Annotated in this window: 12 protein-coding genes; 3 read left to right on the forward strand and 9 right to left on the reverse strand. The window is 40.5% G+C overall.

Annotated features, from left to right (window positions below; all coding sequences use genetic code 11):
- Positions 1-39: 39 nt before the first annotated feature.
- The 7 genes from KSMBR1_RS01635 to KSMBR1_RS01665 form a co-directional block, all read right to left on the reverse strand.
- Positions 40-1,038, reverse strand: coding sequence for a M56 family metallopeptidase (locus KSMBR1_RS01635; protein WP_099323759.1), 999 nt, complete (start codon positions 1,036-1,038; stop codon positions 40-42).
- Positions 1,028-1,462 carry a BlaI/MecI/CopY family transcriptional regulator gene (locus KSMBR1_RS01640; RefSeq protein WP_157820306.1) on the reverse strand — a complete coding sequence of 145 codons (435 nt, stop codon included), beginning with the start codon at positions 1,460-1,462 and terminating at the stop codon, positions 1,028-1,030. The genes KSMBR1_RS01635 and KSMBR1_RS01640 overlap by 11 nt, the downstream gene beginning before the upstream one ends.
- Positions 1,463-1,971: 509 nt before the next feature.
- A complete protein-coding gene (lpxB, locus tag KSMBR1_RS01645) occupies positions 1,972-3,162 on the reverse strand; it encodes a lipid-A-disaccharide synthase (RefSeq protein ID WP_157820307.1) in 1,191 nt (396 codons plus the stop codon).
- 287 nt (positions 3,163-3,449) lie between these two features.
- Positions 3,450-4,673, reverse strand: a complete 1,224-nt coding sequence (locus KSMBR1_RS01650) for a DEAD/DEAH box helicase (protein WP_099323762.1) — start codon at positions 4,671-4,673, stop codon at positions 3,450-3,452.
- Between the two features lie 433 nt (positions 4,674-5,106).
- The gene (locus KSMBR1_RS01655) at positions 5,107-7,626 is read right to left on the reverse strand and encodes a glycogen/starch/alpha-glucan phosphorylase (protein WP_099323763.1); all 2,520 of its coding nucleotides are present in this window, start codon (positions 7,624-7,626) and stop codon (positions 5,107-5,109) included.
- Between the two features lie 585 nt (positions 7,627-8,211).
- Positions 8,212-8,709 (reverse strand): AmiS/UreI family transporter, encoded by a 498-nt coding sequence (locus KSMBR1_RS01660; RefSeq protein ID WP_099323764.1) that lies wholly within the window; start codon positions 8,707-8,709, stop codon positions 8,212-8,214.
- A gap of 75 nt (positions 8,710-8,784) precedes the next feature.
- Positions 8,785-10,134, reverse strand: coding sequence for a DEAD/DEAH box helicase (locus KSMBR1_RS01665; RefSeq protein ID WP_099323765.1), 1,350 nt, complete (start codon positions 10,132-10,134; stop codon positions 8,785-8,787).
- A gap of 1,071 nt (positions 10,135-11,205) precedes the next feature.
- On the opposite strand from KSMBR1_RS01665, the gene KSMBR1_RS01670 reads away from it, so the two are divergent.
- Positions 11,206-12,684 (forward strand): B12-binding domain-containing radical SAM protein, encoded by a 1,479-nt coding sequence (locus KSMBR1_RS01670; RefSeq protein WP_157820308.1) that lies wholly within the window; start codon positions 11,206-11,208, stop codon positions 12,682-12,684.
- Between the two features lie 223 nt (positions 12,685-12,907).
- Here KSMBR1_RS01670 and KSMBR1_RS01675 read toward each other — a convergent pair whose 3' ends face one another.
- Positions 12,908-13,291, reverse strand: coding sequence for a VOC family protein (locus KSMBR1_RS01675; protein WP_099323766.1), 384 nt, complete (start codon positions 13,289-13,291; stop codon positions 12,908-12,910).
- Positions 13,292-13,489: 198 nt separating this feature from the next.
- Between KSMBR1_RS01675 and KSMBR1_RS01680 the strand changes: the two genes are divergently transcribed.
- Positions 13,490-14,041: a ribonuclease HI gene (locus tag KSMBR1_RS01680; protein ID WP_099323767.1), complete on the forward strand. Its 552-nt coding sequence runs from the start codon at positions 13,490-13,492 to the stop codon at positions 14,039-14,041.
- Between the two features lie 83 nt (positions 14,042-14,124).
- Here KSMBR1_RS01680 and KSMBR1_RS01685 read toward each other — a convergent pair whose 3' ends face one another.
- Positions 14,125-14,913 carry a ParA family protein gene (locus KSMBR1_RS01685; protein WP_099323768.1) on the reverse strand — a complete coding sequence of 263 codons (789 nt, stop codon included), beginning with the start codon at positions 14,911-14,913 and terminating at the stop codon, positions 14,125-14,127.
- A 384-nt stretch (positions 14,914-15,297) separates the two neighbouring features.
- Here KSMBR1_RS01685 and KSMBR1_RS01690 point away from each other — a divergent pair, with 384 nt between their 5' ends.
- Positions 15,298-17,055, forward strand: coding sequence for a DUF1858 domain-containing protein (locus KSMBR1_RS01690; RefSeq protein WP_099323769.1), 1,758 nt, complete (start codon positions 15,298-15,300; stop codon positions 17,053-17,055).
- Positions 17,056-17,072 lie beyond the last annotated feature (17 nt).

The raw sequence follows: 17,072 nt of genomic DNA on the forward strand, positions 1-17,072 counted from the left end.
GACAAAAAATGCAAAGAAATCTCTGATAAGGTACTGAAATCACTCTTTACACGTAACCATATGACAATTACCTTCTTTGCACCCGGCTTCGCTGGTTAACAGATGTGTATGAAAATAGACGGACGAAAAAAGTATCCCTGAGAAAAAAACCGATACGACGCTTAGATAGCAAGGCATCGCAAATAATCCGCCTTTGCTGAATGATGATACTTTTGGTTCTACCAAACGGCTTATACGCTCTTCAAATGCCTGCTGTTCATTCGAAAATGAGGCTATCGCTATTTGCGTCATATGCTTTGTATTGTATCCGGACATTTTGACAAGGGCGCTTGCCAATGCAAGTGGTTCATTCATAAGCCGCAAAGCAGCATCGTCCGCAGCCTTCTCAGAGTGCATTTTATACAACCGCACAAGATAATTATTAACCGGCAGAAAGAAATGAAGCGCACAGAATATCTGCATTATCGCAAATCGTAACGGGTCCCTGTGTTTCAGATGATGAAATTCGTGAAGAACCACCGACTGTAGCTCTTTTGGGGTCAGATAAGAAAAAAGGCCGGCAGACAAACATATTTTGGGGCGAAATATGCCAAAGGTAAAGGCATTGAATATTTTCTGCCCGGATACAAATATCGGGGAGTTTTTACATGGCAGTGTATTTAATGTATCATCCCCAATCGGATACTCTTTTATGTCCGTCAAACCAAGAGAACGAAACAGACTGCGGTTTATAGTAAAGAGTAAAAACGCCTTATAAAAAGCCCTGCCGACGCCAACGAAATAAATACCCATACAAAGAAAATAAAACAACAGACACAGCGTATAAAAGCTGAAAAGGCAATTCAGACAAATACTTCCACAACAAGTTGCAGAGTGGTACGTGTTAAAAATCCCTTTTATATAGCTGTTAACACTCACCAGAATGCCGGCAACAAAAGCAGAGGCAATGATGCTGTTTATCAACAAAAAAAGAGCAAAACACTTATCAGCATTCTTTTGCTGATTATTAGAAACGTTCTCTCCCCCTTTATTTTCCATTGATTTGCTCTTTCTTAAGCGATTGTTTCTTGGATTCTATGAGTTGCGAAAAATATTCCATCTTGTCCGGATTTAACTGCGACATGCATTCAACAAAATGAACCATTGCGGCTTTTAGCGACAGACCTGAAATCCCCTCAACAACAGCCTTCGACACCATCTCATAAAACTGTTCCTTACTATACAAAGGTTTATACAGGAAGGCCTTCTTTTCCCTTCTTCTGGTCAAAAGCCCCTTTTTCGTCATCCGGTTGGTGACAGTAATCACGGTCGAATAAGAAACACTCCTCTCCTGAGGAAACGATTCCAGGATATCCTTCACGCTGCCCTCACCCTTCATCCACAATGCATTCATAATATCTTCTTCCAGTTTCCCCAGTACCTGATTCAGCCCTTTCCTGAAAGGATTAAAATTAAATTTCAACAGCTTCCCCTCCACATTTTGCATTAATTTTGCATTAATTAGTGTTATAGAATCTTAAGTGTATTGACACAATAATAAGCCCTTTTGGGCAAATCATTGTCAATTGAAATTATTATATTCTACACCATGTAAAAGATGCAAGATTTTTTTTAGTTTTATGTAATGGGACGAGCCTCGTCGCACTACGCCGAAGGCCTAACTCCATTCTCGTTCCCAAGTTCCGACTTGGGAACGTACGTGCCCTGGAAGCTCCTGCTTCCATTTAATAACAAATATTGGGATCAAAAGACGCCTTTTGTAAACCGAATGTTTCCCTTTTGCGTCCAAACCCATCTTCATATCCGAGACTCCTTTTGTCAAAATACGAAGCAGCCTGGCAAACTATCAGATATATTTTTGACAGATATCTGCCCTCTATATACAAACCGAAGCTGGCATAGCCAGAAGCAAACAAGCACGAGATAAAAAACACGAAGCACGAAATACGAAAAATGCGCTTGTTTAGAATGTCAGATCATTTTGTCATTAGAATTTGTTTCGGATTTCACAATTACAGGCTGTGTTTCCTGCCTGAGAAAACGGAATATTTCTTCCGCCGCACGTTCAGATGCTCCTGGTTTTCCTATATCATCCATGAGTGAGCGTAGGTTTTCAATACACAGGTGTCTTTTTTGGTTATTCCTGAGCAATTCTATTGCCTGATTGGCCAGCCTGGAATAATTGTTACTGCACATGAGCGTTTCCGGAACAATCATCTTGTTTGCCAATATGTTTACCAGTCCGATATAAGGGGTGGTAAGGAACGGCCTGGCAATAAAATAAGCGAATGGTGAAATTTTATAAACAATAAGCATTGGTGTATGGTAATAGGCAATTTGCAGTGTAACAGTTCCAGAGCCGGCAAGGCAGATATCGGAAGACTGAATTATCTTGCGAACACAGCCAACGATAATTTCGGCGGGAAGATGAGATGCTTCTACTATTAAACGAATAAGAGAGAAATACTGTTCGCTGGTACAGGAAACGAGGATTTTTATGGAAGGGATGGTCTGTTTTATTTGTTTTGCTGCCCGGAGCAATAGCGGCAGCAGTCGGATAATTTCCTGTTTTCTGCTTCCGGGAAGCAGGGAAACGATGTACTCCCCCACTTGTTTTTCTTCCATCGAAAGGTGATTATTGATGCGTCGTTCCCTGTCTAATTCATCAAACAATGGGTGTCCAACATACGTGACCGGCAGTCCGGAAGTTTCATAAAAAGATTTTTCAAATGGATAGATGACGATTAAGAAGTCGACCAGTTTCCTTAGTTTTTTTATTCGCCATGGCCCGTGCGCCCATAATTGTGGAGTAATGTAATAAATTACCGGTATTTTTAATTTTTTTGCTGCCCTCGCAAGCTGGAAATTGAAACCGCAATAATCAATTAAGATGACGGCGCAAGGGGTTTCATGTTGAAAAAAGCGAACGCAATCTTTTTTCATGCGCAAAAAAGCGGATAATTCTGTCAAGGCGTGAAGCCACATGAGTGATTTTGTTTTCATATCGCAAAGACAATGCAGGCCCGCTTCATTCATACGTTCTTTCCCCAAACCATAAAAGGTGATATTGGGATTTTTCTTAAGGAGGCTGCGCATCAGATTTGCTCCGTGGATATCCCCGGAGGATTCTCCCGCGCTGATAAATATCTTATAATTGTTCATACGTTTGAAAATGTGAATGTGTAATAGTTTATGGAGATGGTAACACTTTGGTCTTTTGAAACTGGAAATTGTCATTTGTAGTGCGACGAACCTCGTCGCACTACATGAATTTAGTGGGCTTAGTAACACCTTAGTCTTTTGAAAAAGTAAGGGCGAAGCATTTGCCCGCTTGGGTGTGAACGCATTTATGACAATTTACAGCAAATGCTTCGCCCCTACATTGCTATTATTGGAATTTTTCAAAAAGCCAAATTGTTACCAATCATTTCATTTTCAGGCAGAGCGTATTATCCTTGCCCTTCGCTTTCCTTTTCTGGTATTTTCCTGTCTTGCAATGGCGCAGGTGAAGGGGTATTTATTTTCTTTCGGGGTATTCGTTGGCGTGATCTGGCTTCTTCATTAAAAGGGTTTTTTCCTATCCAACAGGGAGAGATTTTCCTGCTGGAAATAACTTTACTGAGGAGCGAAAGGTCCTTTTTTGCAACCAGGGTAAAGGCTATTCCCTTCCTTCCCATACGGCCTGCACGTCCTGTACGATGCGTATATTGCTCACCATCTCTTGGCATATCCCAATTAATCACATGCGATACATGAGAAAAGTCAAGCCCCCTTCCCGCAACGTCGCTCGCAATAAGGTAGCGGATTTTTTGGCTTCTAAATCTGCGAATAATTGATGAACGCTTGTCCTGTGCGAGTCCGGCGTGCATATACTCAATATCATGAAAATCTTTCCTAAGCAGCCGAAACAGAGAGTCAACCATGTGCCGTGCATTACAGAAGATAAGCGCCTGGTTCACCTCCTCGCCCTTGAGATATTTAACGAGTTCTTCATGCTTTTGTTTCGGGTTGACATAAGAAAAATAATGTTCAATGCTTTCCGGTGCAGATCTCTTTGTAACAAGCGATATATACTGGGGTTCATGCAAACAGTCTTGTGTAAGTTTTTTTATATCATCGGGCATCGTTGCGGAAAAAAGCAGTGTTTGATGTTTGTGCCGTATACATGACAAAATGAATTCGATATCCTCAAGGAATCCTACCTTTAGCAGCTCGTCCGCCTCATCAAGGATAACACATTTTATCCGTGCAAATGAAAGTATCCCTTCGTACAAAAGATCTATGAGCCGTCCTGGGGTTGCCACTAAAATATGCACTGTCTGTTTTACTCTGGCTATCTGTGCCGCCCTATCAAATCCGCCATAAACGGCATAAGGGATAACGTCCGTTTTTGCCGCTATTTTCCTGATCTCCTCCACATACTGCATACACAATTCACGAGTCGGAACAATCACAAGTCCCTGAATGGCGTCGAGGGAGGGATCAACTTTTTGAATAAGTGGGATGGCGCAGGCTGCCGTCTTTCCCGACCCAGTCTCTGCCAGGGCACATAAATCATGGCCTGCGAAGATTATAGGGTAAGTCGCCTCCTGGATGGGAGTCATTTCATTATATCCCATTTTATCGAGGGCTTTGAGGATGTCTGCAGAAAGCTCAAGGTCGCTGAATTTCATGTATAGTTATCCCCCTCCACAAGGCAATGACCGCATAAATAGAACACAATGGCATTGGGTTAATTAAAAAGTTTTTACTCATATCATTTTTTTAAATCTATCTCCTTAAACATAAACCTTAATTTTTCACAAATTAAATCTTTTCCACTTCATTATCCTGTATTTTTTCCAGCATGGGTGGTTAAGGTTGCAACCAAATGTCATTAAGTTAAAGTTGTTTGATTAAAAACAACCCCCTTTATCCCCCTTTATTAAGGGAGACTTTTGCGGCAGGTAGATTAACTTAATGACATTGGCTTGCAAACCTGAACGGGCGGGAATATCGTTAATTTTGCAGTGATTACGATGTGATTGTCCTGGCAGACCCATCAATCATAGAGAATACGTGCAATACGCCCTATACAAGAATAGTTTTAAATTCTTTAACGTTGAATTATACTGGCACCGGAGACATTTTCCATATTTCATTATTATATTCTTCTATCGTTCTGTCACTGGAAAATTTGCCGCTGCAGGCAGTATTCAAGATGCTCATCCTCGTCCATTTATTCTGATCCCGATACGCCTCTGCTACTTTTTTCTGAGCGTTGACATAACTTCTGAAATCTGCAATCGTCATCCACGGGTCGTTCGGACTGGTAAGCGAATGAATAATGCTATCAAATATTTTATATTCAAACTGGTTGAAATGGCCGCTTGTAAGTAACTGCATCACGCGAAGCAAGTCCTCGTCCGTGTGAATAATCGCATCCGGGTTATAGTTTTTTCGTAATTGGAAAACTTCTTCAGCAGTCAAACCAAAAAAAAAGAGGTTTTCATCTCCAACTTCTTTGCGAATTTCAATGTTAGCGCCGTCGAGTGTGCCGATAGTTATAGCGCCGTTCATCATGAATTTCATATTTCCCGTGCCCGAGGCTTCTTTTCCTGCCGTAGAAATTTGTTCGGAAAGGTCTGTGCCAGGGGCAATAATTTCCATGGCAGTTACAGAATAATTCGGCAAAAAAACCACTTTTAAATATTCGTGCATCTTTGGATCGGCGTTAATTACCTCCGCAACATTATTTATCAATTTAATAATGGTTTTTGCCATAAAATATCCCGAAGCGGCTTTTCCGCCAAAAAGGATGAGTCGCGGAGTCCAATTTGCATCGTCGCCACGCTTCACGCGATCATACAAATGTACCACATGGAGAATATTAAGCAATTGACGTTTATATTCATGAAAACGCTTTACCTGCACATCATACAGGGCGAATGCGTCAACCACAATACCACAACCCTGTTTTATAAGCGCCGCCAAGCGTTTTTTATTATGCATTTTTATCTCCCGCCATCGCAAGCAAAATTCCTTGTCGTTAACATAGTTTTTTAGCAGGTGTAATTGCGGTAAGTCAGTTATCCATCCATTCCCGATTTTTTCTGTGATAAGGCTGCTTAATGCCGGATTTGCCCAGCCCAGCCACCTTCGTGGAGTGACGCCATTTGTCTTATTGTTGAATTTTTCCGGCCATAGCTCATAAAAATCACGAAACAATCCTTCCGTTAATAATTTAGTATGCAGTGCCGCGACGCCGTTTACGGAGAAACTGCAGACAATAGCAAGGTGTGCCATACGGGCATATGGTTCATTGCCGTCTCCGATAATCGACATGCGCATTTGCCGTTCAATATCGCCCGGCCAACGTCGCGCCACTTCTGAGATAAAACGTGCATTAATTTCATAGATAATATCGAGCAATCGCGGCAGCAGTTCGCGGAACATACGCACCGGCCATTTTTCCAGCGCCTCAGAAAGTAAGGTATGGTTTGTATATGCCATAACGTTGTGGGTAATGTCCCATGCCTCATCCCATTCCATTCGATATTCATCCATCAGCAAGCGCATCAATTCCGCCGTTGCGATAGCGGGATGAGTGTCGTTCATTTGAAAACAGTTTTTTTCAGCAAATTCGCTAAAATCATACCCATATAGTCGCACCCAATGGCGTAACACATCCTGCAGGCTTGCTGATGCGAGAAAATATTGCTGTTTCAGGCGCAGCACCTTGCCGTTTTCACTGACGTCATTCGGGTATAAAACCATGGTAATATATTCCGCGGCGCTTTTCGCGGCAACAGATTCAGGATAACTGCCCGCGTTAAACTCTCCCAGATTAAACTCATCTGTGGCGGAAGAAGACCACAATCGCAACGTATTTACGGTTCCATTCCGGTACCCTGGTATCGCAATGTCATAGGGCGTCGCCAATACATCCTGCGTATTTACCCAACGTGCGAACAACCTTCCGTCTTCGCCGCGATAAAATTCAGTTCGTCCGCCAAAATGCACGCGGCACATGTATTCCGGACGTTCCAGCTCCCAGGGATTTCCGTAGCGCAGCCAACGGTCGGGTTCTTCCACCTGTTCGCCATTTTCTATACACTGCCGAAACATTCCGTATTCGTAACGAATCCCGTACCCCACAACCGGCAACTGCAACGTGGCGCAGCTATCAAGAAAACATGCGGCAAGCCGTCCCAGGCCCCCGTTGCCTAAACCGGCGTCGTGTTCCGCCTCGCTCACCTCTTCCAATACGTAGCCAAGTTCCTGCATGCCATGGGAAACCTCGTCAACAATGCCAAGATTGACCATGGCATTGCTCAACGTCCTCCCGGGGAGATATTCCATAGACAAATAATACGTACATTTGCATTTGCTTTCATGATAGGCATAGCGGGTCTTTTTCCAACGTTCCAATAACCGGTCACGGAGCACTAACGCCAGCGCATTATATGAATAGTGTAATAAACGACAATGCTTGTCTCGCCCCAGGGTATCACTAAAATACCGTCGATACTCTTCCCCGATATCTTTAGCGCTCATCCCTAAAGGCGGAAGCTCTGTGAGTGTAGATACTGGTTTGCTCTGTTTTAAAGTCTTATAGGGAAGGATTAGTTCTTTCCGTTTTTCCATTATTTAGATACCTCCTAACCTGGCATAGCCAGAACTAAACAGTCATTAGTCATTGGTCCACCACCTACTGCCGACTTTAGATCGCTGACTGCAGAATGAACTATTAAATATTTTGCCAAAAAATGTAAAGAAATTACACATGGCGGGTTCAAGTTTGCAACTCAATGTCATTAAGTTAAGAATTATTGTAACACTTTGGTTTTTAAAAAAACGTATTACCGATAAGTTTGTAGATAGGATACCATAACAGATCGTAGAGACAGGTTTGAAACCTGTCTCTATAATCAGGAGCGGCCTGTCTTCCTGTCAATCATATACAGGCCGCTCCTACGGAGCTATTTACCTGTTGAATTTTATTGCGCTACAAACAGACCGCCCCTAAAGGGGCTGCATTGTTTTTAATGTCCCCTTGGATTTTTCAAATAACTAAGGTGCTATGAATTATTTGATCAAAAACAACCCCCTTTTTTCCCCTTTATTAAGGGGGACTTTTGCGGCCGTTTGCTTAACTTAATGACATTGGGTTACAACCCTGAACCCGCCTGAAGTGCAAAGAAATTACTGACAAGGTACTATATTATTGCATTATTGCCAGGGCCAGACTTCGACTAAGATTGTATATCCGGCAATACCAGTTACTATGGCATTAACAATTGTCCAGTAACCGGTAATTTTTTCAATAGCCTTTCCGAGTCCAAGCAGCAGAAAAAACATAAACCACAAACTCGCCCACATTAACCACAATATAAGTAATCCTATATCAGGCATTGCAGTAAATGACGTCGGAACGGCGACTACAGACACTAATAAGCAATACCATCCTAATCCCTTGCCCTCATGGTTCCCCAGAGCGTTGATGCCTACCCATAAATAGGTAAATCCAAACAACAGGGACTGCATGGCATAAAAATAGGTTATTATTTCTCCACCGTGAACGAAAACAGTCCGCATAGCTCCGGCCACAATAAGAGCACCGGCAAACAGGTTCATTGGAAATACATGCTTTGCGCTTAACTTTCCCAAAACCATCAAGCCATTCATAAACAGAACAAAGCCAACATACACCAGTGCAACGCCTAACATTCCCACAGCAACCGCTCCTATTTTTAAATCAGTTTCTTAAACCATTTACATTCAGAAAAACCACACACGGCGCACTTATTTATGTTTTAATGGACGTGGCGCAGTCTTTATATTTGCGGATAAGGGACGAGTAGTTTTGGTCTTTATAAAGGAATATTGTTTTTTCATTGTGGAAGTGCTCATATCCTTTTTTAAATCAGTCTTTCCCCTAGTATCACTTTTTTGGTGCCAATCCATTTTATTGCGTACAATTTTTTTCTGTGTTGGTGCAGCATGTGTTCCGGTGTTTTTTAATGCAGGCATAGAATAGTCGAAATCTTCCAGGGTATATCGTTCGATACGTGAGCCAAGGATGTTTTCAATACCGCGTACCATTGCTTTATCATCTTCTGTTACCAGGGTAAAAGCATCTCCGGTACGCGCCGCACGACCTGTTCTGCCAATACGATGGACATATGCCTCCGGGGTATCAGGAATATCATAGTTAATAACATGTGAAATTTGTGAAATGTCTATGCCGCGTGCTGCAATATCTGTCGCCACAAGGATCTGGTAGGCGCCATTTCTAAACCCACCTAAAGCCGCCTGTCGTTGTGGTTGTGACAAATTCCCCTGAAACGACGTCGCCTTGTACCCAGCCCTTATTAACCGGTCGCCCAGGCTCTTTGCCCGGTACTTGGTACGGGTAAAAATCAGCACAGACTGGGTGTCTGTATGTTGCAATATCTTCAGAAGAAGGGGTATTTTAAGATGTTGTTTCACCGGATATAAGGCGTGTTTAACCGTGGATGCCGGAGCGGTTTTCCCTAATTGAACAGTCACCGGTTTTGTTAGCGCTTCCTGCGCCAACTTTCGGATCTCATCTGGCATGGTCGCGGAAAAAAGCAATGTTTGCCGTTTATGCGACAGACACTTTATTATCTTTCTGATATCCGGAAGAAATCCCATGTCGAACATATGATCCGCTTCATCGAGCACCAACACCTCTACCCTTGAAAGTTCGATGGTCCTTTGTTTCATATGGTCCAAAAGCCTTCCAGGGCAGGCAACAACAATCTCTACGCCGCTTCTGAGTCTATTGATCTGCTGGGTAATGCTAACGCCCCCGTAAATGCTAATGCTTCTTAATGATGTTTTTGACCCGAGGGTTTTGAAATCCTGAAGAACCTGTTCAGCCAGTTCACGGGTTGGGACGATAACAAGAGCACGTATTTTGCCGCGTTCTCCCTGCATCAATCTGTGTAGTATCGGCAACACAAATGCGGCTGTCTTGCCGGTGCCTGTCTGCGCCAGGCCCATTACATCTGTCCCCTCCAAAATCAGCGGAATTGCCTGTAATTGAATCGGCGTTGGGGTGACATACCCGACCGATTTTATACCTGCAACAATGTTAGAATTAAAATTAAACGTTTGAAAATTTTTCATAAACCCCTTCTTTCATAAAATATTGTAGGAATAAACTATTCCTATTGTACTATTGTCAGGCCAGCAACATGCTTCCCGTCGCTGTAAAAACGTGACATCTGTATATATAATTACCCGTCATTTCCCCTCTTGCACAAGGAAGGAACTACGGGGATGTTTAAAATATAACCCCTCCGATTCCCTGATAACTTTCAAAGAAAACCAAATACATCAAAAACAACACAACGTCGGGATCGTGATTGGCTGCGTTATAATTCCTTTTAGAATTATTTGATAAAACTATGTTTTTTTGGTATATGGCGGAAGAACAACTCATACAATAGGCTAGTAACGGATATGATAATGTTCTTTCTTCTCTGAAAAAAAATACCTCTGAAAAACAGAGTATTGGGAATCAGGTAACGATTTTTTTCATCAAAAGAGAAGGTTGTGAACAATTTGTGGACGATGTTTCGCAGAAAATCATATTACAACATGCTTTCTTTTATTATTTTCGTATATTTAGCAAATTAAACAGTGCCCAAATTCATCATCAATCACATAATAATATCGTATAATAATAAATTTACCAGTTAAATGATAAAAATATTCCTTACTCTGCATTTTCCCTTTTCTTTAAACATCCCTAAATTGTCATCTTCGGAACCAAACAAGCAGGAGATAAATAAATACTAAACACGAAATCCGAAACGAATCCTAAATTCACCCCGCTATATAACATTCAATAGTGCATTTACTATTGTTAGATAATTCAGATAATTGTGTATCAGACGGTGTAAAATTTTCAAATGTTCAAATGTTCAAAACCCGTTTTTTTTTCATTGGGATTTTGCATTTTAAAATTTGTTTCGGATTTCGTGCTTCGTATTTCTTTATCTCCTGATTGCCTGGCCCTTGATTTGTTCAGATTAAATGTGGGCGAACTATGATCAATTTTCAAACAGCCAAATTGTTATAATTTTGATAATATTGCCGAAAAAATTAAAAATGCTTGCAATCGTCTTCCATTTTAGTTTAACATGTGTTCTACATGGAAAGTGTGGTTTCCTATCACTTATTAAATAAAACATATTGAATATATTATTAATATACCCTGAATTCCCGGATACATTCTGGAGTTTTAAACACGCCCTTAAATTCATACGCAAAAAGGCATCCTTTCCCCCGCTAGGACTCCTGACAGTTGCTGCAATGCTGCCGTCGGAGTGGTCAAAGCGACTTATAGACGTCAATGTAACAAAACTCACGGATGACGATCTGTTATGGGCAGATTATGCGTTTATCAGCGGCATGGTTGTCCAAAGAACGTCGGCAAAACATATCATTGGCCGTTGCAGTAAAGCCGGTGTTAAGGTGGTTGCCGGAGGCCCTTTATTCACGAGCGAACATGAACAGTTTGAGAATGTCGATCATTTCGTACTCAACGAAGCGGAGCTAACCCTGTCACCCTTTTTGGAAGACCTGAATAATAATTGCGCTAAACGTGTATACATCTCATCTAATTTTGCCGACATTCAAAAAACACCAACCCCTCTGTGGGAGTTAGCCGATCTGAATCAATACGCCTCAATGAGCATACAGTACTCTCGAGGTTGTCCATACCACTGCGAGTTTTGCAACGTGACTTCATTATTTGGACGACGTACACGCACCAAAACTGTTGAACAGATTATTGCCGAGTTGGATAGTTTCTATAACAGGGGTTGGCGTGGGCCTGTATTCTTCGTAGATGACAATCTCCTAGGTAATAAAAAAACCCTCAAAAACGAACTACTGCCAGCCCTGATCAAATGGCAAGGCGAACATGTGCCGATAACGTTTAACACCGAAATTTCCATTAACATTGCCGATGATGAATCCCTGATGCAAATGATGTCCGAGGCGGGCTTTATTACGGTTTTTATCGGGATCGAAACGCCGGATACGGATAGCCTGGCAGAATGTAACAAAAAACAGAATAAAAACCGTAACCTCCTCGAAGACGTACGGCGTATTCAGCGGGCCGGACTGCAGGTACAAGCGGGTTTTATCGTTGGTTTTGACAGCGACACACCATCCATCTTTCAGCGACAAATTGATTTTATACAAAATAGCGGGATTGTGTCTGCGATGATTGGCCTGCTTCAGGCCCCGACAGGAACGCGGCTATACGAACGCCTAATGCAGGAGGGGCGCTTGCTTGGACAGATGTCTGGAGACAATGTAGACGGCACCACTAACATTATCCCTAAAATGGATATTGATACATTCCGGGAAGGATATAAAAAAATATTGAAACACATTTATACTCCCAAAAACCACTATCAGCGCATAAAGACCCTCTTTCGGGAATATAAAACGCCAAAGATTAAAGCGCAAATTACCTTTAATGATATACTGGCGTTATTCCGCGCCATCTACTACCTTGGCATCCTTGGCAATGAACGCTTTCACTTTTGGAAGCTCTTGTTATGGACATCCTTTCACCATCGGGAATTATTACCACTTTCCATTACCCTTGCAGTTTACGGCTACCATTTCCGCAAGGTCAGCAAATTACACGTCCTGTAAATCAAAAAAGTCCAGAGGGAATTGGACTCGTCCTTTAGAAGGCCTTTGTCAATCTGAAATTGCATTGTATAAATTGAAACACAGAATACCGACAGGGGGATTGAATCTTTATTGCTGTAAAATTACCCGGAAAAGATTCTTCAGGTGTATCTCAGTGTTTTAAGGTATGAATATGAAAAATGCAGTGGCAAAATAAAAAGGGGCTTCGTCAATAAGGCATTCCTCATTGGGATTTTTGTTTTATTTCAATCAGGTTGCCGGAAAAATCCTTGAGGAAATATACTGTCTTATCTTTATGTTTTCCCTCAATAAGTTCCGCACCAAATCGCCGCGCCTTTTCTGCAATATCCGAAAAGCTTTCAATCATCATCCCGAAATGCGTAAAATTTGGATATGCATGCTTAAAATCAGAGATAAATACCTCAATCTTTATCCCGGGCTTTTCAAAAACCAACACTTTGATCTCTCGGGAAAGAGAGAATAATTGCTTTGAAAGTTCCGGCGGTAAAAGTATTTCTCTTGTTTTTTCAAGACCTAAAAAGTCCCGATAAAATTTCAGGGCGTGATCTTCACTCTTATTTGTGATGCCAATGTGATTTAATTCCATGCCGTATTTTAACGTTTAATTGTCCCTTGTCAATGGGCAGGTTTCATCGCATTGCTAAACGTACAGTGCACACCCATGTTTGGAGCGTTAGAACCCACATTTTAACACACTTTGCGGCTCTATACCTAATTACTCAATAAGCGGACTGTATACTTTTTTCAAATTTTTTTATAAAGAAGGTGATATTTTCGATTCTCCATGGATAAATCTCATTTAACGATTTTTATTGATTCCAGCTACAACCCAAAGAGAAAGCTTGGCGTAGGTGGATTTTTGTGTATTCCGCATAACCCCGGTGAAACACCTGCAAACAAAGACATGTTCGAGGCATGGTATTTTCCGGATGCAGTGAAAACAAGGATTGTGGAGAATACAACGAATACGCGGCTGGAACTTCAGACACTTCTTTGGGCACTTGAATCCCTCACATTAGAAAACGGGAACAAGGCCTCTGAAAAGAGGGATTTCATAACAATTTATACAGACTGCCGTACCGCAGTTGATTTGCCTGGACGAAGGAGGAGGCTTGAGGACGTTTATTATCTCAGTAAAAGAAAGGGCTCTGTTTTGCGGAATGCGGATATCTATAAAAGCATTTTTGCGCTCTATGATGAGTTTTTGCCAAAGCTCGTCTGGATTAAAGGACATACCCCTAAAAAAGACCGTGTTGGCGTACATCAAATATTTTCGGAAGTAGATAGATTAGTCAGGAACCATTTGAGAGCTTACATCGCTCGTACATGCCCATGATTCTTGGAAGATCCTGTAGTTAGCAATCTATGGAGACATTCATTTATTCTGTATGTTTATTTGTACAATAAATAGAGTATAAATTATTCTTCTGGCATATCTTTTTCCCTGGTAGTTTCTAATCCTACTACTTCTTTTGCTAACGCTATATAGTCTTTTGCTCCGGAACTTTCAGGTGCATACATAGTAATAGGTTTTGAGGAAATTGGACATTCTGCCAAACGTACGTTTTCACGAATTATTGTATTAAAAACCTTTTCATGAAAACGCTCTTTCACTTGTTTATACACCTCATTGCTTAGATTTGTCCTGCTATCAAATCTGCACGCAATAATACCGGTGACTTCCAGTTTATGATTCAGCCGTTCCTTTATTATCTGAACGGTATTTACAAGTGTTACCAGCCCATTCAACGCCAGCACTTTTGTTTCAAGAGGAATAAAGACTTCTTTTACAAAAGTAAGTGCATTTATCGTTATCAAGCCCAATGAAGGCGGACAATCCAACAAAATATAATCATAATTATTTGCAACAGGAGCGATTCTTTTGCGTAAGATAAGATCGCGTTCTTTTTCATTTGCCAAAATTCTTTCCACACCTGCCAACGCAACGTTTGAGGGTGCGAGGGTGAGATTATGAACACAAGTATCTTTCAGAATCTCTTCAAAATAAACCTCTTGCAAAAAGACATTGTACATCGATTTTTCTAAGGAATGTATATCGAGCCCAAACCATGAACTCATGTTGCCCTGAGGGTCCAAATCAACCAATAAAACCTTCTTTCCCATTTCAGAAAGACAGGCACCAAGATTTACCGTTGTCGTTGTTTTAGCAACACCACCCTTTTGATTTGTCAGCGCAATACTACGCATATTGTTATTTATTCAATTGAGAAAAAATGAAAAATATTAAAATAAATGTAACATTTAAATAGTTTTATGAGTGATCTTTATCGATTCGGATAAAAATAGCACAATGTGTGAATATAACCAAAATAAAAAGGTTTCTCTACACTAATTTTATTGAACCTTCCGCAATTTTTTATGGGTATTCAAAATTGCATTATATTTATTAGTTAGTCATTGACACTGCTTTTTTAGCCTGATATAGTATTTTTATTTAACTATTCTTGGTTAGATTTTTATATTTTGTATATTTGGTCACAGTAGAGTATCACTTTATCATAAATCATAATAATCACTGTTAAAAACAGTCATTCTATGAAATTACCTTAAAAATTTTTAGGATTATTTTTTATGGACAGGATTCGGGAAAATAGTACGGTAAAGGAAATTGCAGAAAAATTTCCGGTCACCCGAAAGATATTTGATACCTATGGGATAATGTGTGGAGGTGATTCGCTTCCGGACAAACCTATTTCTTTTTTCGCCAGGATGCACAACATTAATCCGTCTACACTAATAGAGGACTTACAAAACCTTATTGACGGCAAAGAAGTTGAAAATGATGAAGTGTCTTTAATCAAACCTCAAACAGAGCATATCTATGAATTTTTTATAAAAACATCAATCATCATCGTACTTTCCACCGGTTGTCTGTATGGAGCTGTAATGTTGGCATACATGGCATATAAGAGATCGTTCCTTTCCGTTCCTTGGGTGTTACTGGAGACACACGGCGATACACAAGTTTATGGATGGGTGGGATTATTCATAATGGGCCTTTCATTTTTTGCTTTGCCAAAGTTTTGGAATACGATTTTGTATAGCACGCAACTGGCATACAAATCTTTTTTTCTAATGGTAATAGGAATTTTATTATCTTTTGTTTTCAAAACGATTTCTTATTATTCCGGGGGACTTTTTTTAAAAATTCCGGTATTTGTGGGATTGTCATTGCAAACGGCTTCTATTGCTATTTTTATGTATGTTTTATGCAGAACATATTTTTCTTCAGAAAAACGTGACTATGAAGTTTATGAAGGTTTCATACTATCGAGTTTTCTATGGTTTCTTTTACAAGCATTTGTTTTTACTGCCTTACATTTCCATTACTGCATAGTAGGTAACACAGAGATACCAGCATATTTTAAAGATCCTATCAGGCATATTCAAATTGTCGGTTTTTCTTGTTTGGTAATAATTGGTATTTTCACTAAAACGTTACCCATATTTCTCGGCATACAAATCCCCAACAGAAAAAATAGCGCATATGTGCTGTATCTGCTAAACCTCTCAATAGCGTTAAGGGTATTCTCCGAATTTTACAAAGGCTATACACAAAATCTTCACGGATTTTTTATCGCAATATCTTTTATTTCAGGACTTTTAGAAGCCCTCGGAATTTTTCTATTTATTTATAATTTAAACTTATTCGATAAAAAGAAGCTTGTTCAAAACAAGGTTAAACTCCCCACTGGTTTCAGAAAATACATTCGGGCTGCCTTATTCTGGTTGTTTGTCTCTGAAAGTGCCTTTTTAACTTTTACCCTATATGAGACATTTGCAGGAGAAAAGGTTTCTCATGCTTTATTTGGAGCATATAGGCACGCAATTTTTGTAGGATTTATCAGTATGATGATTATCGGATGCGCCTCTAAAATGATCCCGCTAAGTAAAGGAGTAAAACTGTACAGCCCTAAATTACTGAATGTAACGTTTTTCCTCATCATATTAGGTTGCGTATTCAGGGTTGTCACCCAACCTGTTTCATTTCACCTCAATCCGCAATTTTATTTTTTGCTGGGACTCAGTGGATTTATAGAATATGCCGCTATCTTCCTTTTTAGTATTAATATATGGAAAACGCTGAAATCTACCCAGGAAGAAATTGCCGAACAAATAAATTCGGCAACTGCATCTACAAATGTTTATCAATTGATCAGACAATATCCGCAAACATTAGACATTTTAATAGGATATGGTTTTAAACAGCTAAAGAATCCTGTGTTAAGAAATACCCTGGCAAGAACAATAAGCCTGGGACAAGCCGTTCAAATTGTATCGGTGAATCTAGAGGATTTGTTAAGGGATTTGAATGCTTCAATGAAGTGAGTGTTGTCTCAAGCCAA

Origin of the sequence: Candidatus Kuenenia stuttgartiensis, assembly GCF_900232105.1 — a bacterium.
GTDB classification, from domain to species: Bacteria; Planctomycetota; Brocadiia; order Brocadiales; family Brocadiaceae; genus Kuenenia; species Kuenenia stuttgartiensis_A.

Excerpts from the sequence above, each read along its gene's own strand:
- lpxB (WP_157820307.1), bottom strand. The coding sequence starts at position 3,162 with ATGAACAATTATAAGATATTTATCAGCGCGGGAGAATCCTCCGGGGAT.
- KSMBR1_RS01685 (WP_099323768.1), bottom strand. The coding sequence starts at position 14,913 with ATGCGTAGTATTGCGCTGACAAATCAAAAGGGTGGTGTTGCTAAAACA.
- KSMBR1_RS01675 (WP_099323766.1), bottom strand. The coding sequence starts at position 13,291 with ATGGAATTAAATCACATTGGCATCACAAATAAGAGTGAAGATCACGCC.
- KSMBR1_RS01650 (WP_099323762.1), bottom strand. The coding sequence starts at position 4,673 with ATGAAATTCAGCGACCTTGAGCTTTCTGCAGACATCCTCAAAGCCCTC.
- KSMBR1_RS01690 (WP_099323769.1), top strand. The coding sequence starts at position 15,298 with ATGGACAGGATTCGGGAAAATAGTACGGTAAAGGAAATTGCAGAAAAA.
- KSMBR1_RS01655 (WP_099323763.1), bottom strand. The coding sequence starts at position 7,626 with ATGGAAAAACGGAAAGAACTAATCCTTCCCTATAAGACTTTAAAACAG.
- KSMBR1_RS01680 (WP_099323767.1), top strand. The coding sequence starts at position 13,490 with ATGGATAAATCTCATTTAACGATTTTTATTGATTCCAGCTACAACCCA.
- KSMBR1_RS01660 (WP_099323764.1), bottom strand. The coding sequence starts at position 8,709 with ATGTTAGGCGTTGCACTGGTGTATGTTGGCTTTGTTCTGTTTATGAAT.
- KSMBR1_RS01635 (WP_099323759.1), bottom strand. The coding sequence starts at position 1,038 with ATGGAAAATAAAGGGGGAGAGAACGTTTCTAATAATCAGCAAAAGAAT.
- KSMBR1_RS01665 (WP_099323765.1), bottom strand. The coding sequence starts at position 10,134 with ATGAAAAATTTTCAAACGTTTAATTTTAATTCTAACATTGTTGCAGGT.